This window comes from Lentilactobacillus hilgardii DSM 20176 = ATCC 8290 (assembly GCF_000159315.1).
GTDB classification, from domain to species: domain Bacteria; phylum Bacillota; class Bacilli; order Lactobacillales; family Lactobacillaceae; genus Lentilactobacillus; species Lentilactobacillus hilgardii.
Genome location: NZ_GG669994.1, coordinates 267,603 through 270,716 on the forward strand (window position 1 = coordinate 267,603; position 3,114 = coordinate 270,716).

3 protein-coding genes and 1 riboswitch are annotated in these 3,114 nt (G+C 40.7%); of the genes, 2 read left to right on the forward strand and 1 reads right to left on the reverse strand.

The annotated features are described in order from the left end of the window. Window positions 1–185: 185 nt before the first annotated feature. Window positions 186–274: riboswitch (TPP riboswitch) on the reverse strand. 163 nt (window positions 275–437) lie between these two features. Further along, window positions 438–1,250, forward strand: coding sequence for an HAD-IIB family hydrolase (locus HMPREF0519_RS08500; protein ID WP_040472771.1), 813 nt, complete (start codon window positions 438–440; stop codon window positions 1,248–1,250). On the opposite strand, the gene HMPREF0519_RS08505 is transcribed toward HMPREF0519_RS08500, so the two are convergent. Beyond that, on the reverse strand, window positions 1,236–2,174 hold the full coding sequence (locus tag HMPREF0519_RS08505; RefSeq protein WP_003635479.1) for a linear amide C-N hydrolase: 939 nt from the start codon (window positions 2,172–2,174) through the stop codon (window positions 1,236–1,238). The two genes, HMPREF0519_RS08500 and HMPREF0519_RS08505, sit on opposite strands and share 15 nt — an antisense overlap. Window positions 2,175–2,297: 123 nt before the next feature. On the opposite strand from HMPREF0519_RS08505, the gene HMPREF0519_RS08510 reads away from it, so the two are divergent. Then, window positions 2,298–2,924: an LVIS_2131 family protein gene (locus HMPREF0519_RS08510; RefSeq protein ID WP_003559043.1), complete on the forward strand. Its 627-nt coding sequence runs from the start codon at window positions 2,298–2,300 to the stop codon at window positions 2,922–2,924. Window positions 2,925–3,114: the final 190 nt, after the last annotated feature.

The following is a 3,114-nucleotide window of genomic DNA, read 5'->3' on the forward strand; positions in this document are numbered from 1 at the left end:
TGTTGCTTTGAAGAGCAAGATAGTCCCTACACTGGAGTTGCGGATAAGGCGAGAAAATAACATGAATAAGATAAAAATTGCAAATAAAACTGAAAAATCCTGTCGCAAGCGATTTTAGTCAATAAAAAGAGGCTCGGACAAGATGTCCCAGCCTCGAAATTCATCAATACGCTTAATCCATTTCGTGCACAACGGAATATGCTCCCTTCGCTGGTATTATCCAGATCAGGTTCGATGGGTTTCTCTCAGCCTAAAGGCACCCCAGATAAGTTGTATCATCAAGGAACAGTATACTAAATATAAAATTGTTTTACAAACGGAGTGAAACATTTAAAATTAAGGGTGTAGCTTTTATTGGATACACAATTAAGTAAATGATTTGGATAAATATATAATATATTCGTAATTTGAAAATAACGATAGTCAGGAGGATTGCCGTGATTAAAGTAATTGCAAGTGATATGGACGGAACCTTTTTAAATGAAAAGGGGACATTCGATGAAAACAGGTTTCAAGGTGAATTGGATCGATTAGCCCAAAAACAGATGCATTTTGTTTCAGCCAGCAGCAATCATTATCAACATTTATTAAAAACCTTTGAACACGTGTCAGGGCCAATTTCTTACGTTTGTAATAACGGCGCGTTGGTTGTTGACGAACGCGGTGTCATTGTTTCGGAAGATATTATTGACCATTTGGTACTCCGAAAGGCACTGGATTGGATGTTAAAAACGCCAAGTTTCTTCGGGGCCGAGATCATCCTGGTTGGCCGAAACGGAACGTATTGCAATCTGCCAAGCCAATCCAAACGTTTTAAAGCGTCCAAGTATTTTTACGAAAATATGCAATCTGCCAAAGATCTGCGATTGGTTTTTGATTCAATTTATAAGATTGATATCACATGGGAGACGGGTGGCGTACTTGAACGACAAAATGAGTTTAATCATCAATTTAGCGGCCGACTGAGCGCAACGTCTTCGGGGATGAACGGATTGGATGTCATGAACGCCGGTGTGACCAAGCTGACCGGTATTCAATCACTGCTTAATGACTGGCAGCTATCATTTGATGACGTTGCTGCTTTTGGCGATAACGGTAATGATTTTGAGATGGTCAACGCCGCAAGGGAGGGCTATGCGATGAAAAACGCTGCCCAGGATTTACTGGCTAAAGTTGAACACGTGACGCATTTAACCAACGATGAACAAGGCGTTCAAGAACAAATTGATCATTACTTAGATGAGGAATAGGTTTTGATTGGTATGTTGCGCCAACTCGTCGCTCAGAGAATAACTGAAGACCTGTTTTGAATCGTGATATCTAAAATAATAGGTTTGATCTGTTGAATCAAGAATCGAAATATAGTGGGTATAATTGAAGTTGGGGTGCTGATGCATGGATGGCTTGTATGGAATTGCAACGGTCGCTAAATCATTAAACAGTCGGTTTCGAGCCTCGAATTGTGTTCGACTGGGCTGGGCACCAAGTTTATTAATGGCGGTGACTAAAAATCTGGTTGTGGGTGTGTTGGTTGCTTGAGGAAACTTCTGGCTCATCACAATTTGTTGTGATTTTTGAGATAGTTCGGTTAAATTCTCATTAGTGTGAAGTGATTTGGCAAAACGTGCCATATGTTCCGGATAGGTTGGCGAGTTGGTTAGAACACCGATTGAATCGGAGATGATTTCAAGACCTTTAATGGTTGGTTCTATAAGTAAGGTTTGACCTGCCTGGTCAGCCAAAATCCAGTGAAAGGCAAAGATCTCATTGCCGGCCAGCCAGTTTTGACCAATAATGGCGATATGCGCCAAATCAGCTTTGACTTCTTGAAGCGAGGCGTGTTCACCAAGTGCCCAGGGGAGAAAATCCTGCGGTGTTAAATTGAGCTTGTCTGCTACTGGTTTATCCAAATAATGGGCTTTAAGAGGGAACATTAATTCCGCGCAACTAAGCCCTTTGGTATTGACGCCATCGGCAACCAGTATTTGGTCATTTTCCTCGGTTCGACCGCCGCCAATATAAGGATAACGAATGGCACGCTTTCCCGATAAAGCGGTTTCATAATAATCTTGATTAATAAGCGCTGGTTTCCAAGCTGCCCGGACCGGAAAATCCATTGTTCGGGCAAGCAGGACATGATGGTTTAAAGTTTGCAAAGTTAAACTGGTACACATGGGATCACCTCGTTAGTTTTAAGTGTTCGAAATGACAGTGCGATACGCCGTAATCTCTCGCACTCTCTTTAATATTAGTGTACACTGAAATCATAATTATTGTTAAAAGGGGAATTGAATGACATGAAATCCACCTGGAATTTAATTGGAATGGCTTTATGGCTTATTCTACTCATTTATTTAATTTGGATGGTTCACGATATGCGTAGTCGACGCCTAAAAGTAATCGTTCAAGAAAAGAAAGCATTTACTTGGCAGAACTTTTGGATTTCTTGTGGCGAACTGGTTGTCTTTTTGTTGGTATTTTGGGGGATGTCTTATACGACATTTTTCCAAGATGTAAAAAAGCTTAATCCGAATGCAGTTCGTGTTAGTTACTCTTACAAGCCGTTGATTATTCGTTACAAGACCGATCAGTCCGATTACGTCACGGTTAATAACGGAAATGGCCGAAAGCCGATTCAACGATATACATACTATGTTGAAGGGCGAAAATACCAAACAGACAGTACAAGTGCAACAGTGGTTTACGGCAAATCGAACTTGAACGTTCAGGCCGAAGCTTACAAGTGGAATAAGGAATGGCTGAATCATTTGGATGATCGTTATCAACACGCATGGGTTGGAACGGTCACAACGACATACAAGAAGAATTGGTTCAACGGAATAGGATTACATGCGGGTCGGCAGGCTGACAGGTTTAATTTAATCCGAATTCCAGATAAGTCATTTATGACAGTTGAAAAATGATGTCGAACGACTAAAAATCGCTACAAATCAATTGTGCATCATAGCTGATTATTTATGATTAAGTATGAGGGTGGGTTGAATGCTGATGAGTATTTTTCAGCTTTGGCTTCACATTCTACCCATCATTCTTTTATTGATGCTTGCTTTCACAATTGGGTTCGCCTTGGGAATTTAAGACAATAATCAGTAC

Bases quoted from the DNA above. Each gene is read 5' to 3' on its own strand.
- HMPREF0519_RS08510 (WP_003559043.1), top strand. From the start codon at position 2,298: ATGAAATCCACCTGGAATTTAATTGGAATGGCTTTATGGCTTATTCTA.
- HMPREF0519_RS08505 (WP_003635479.1), bottom strand. From the start codon at position 2,174: ATGTGTACCAGTTTAACTTTGCAAACTTTAAACCATCATGTCCTGCTT.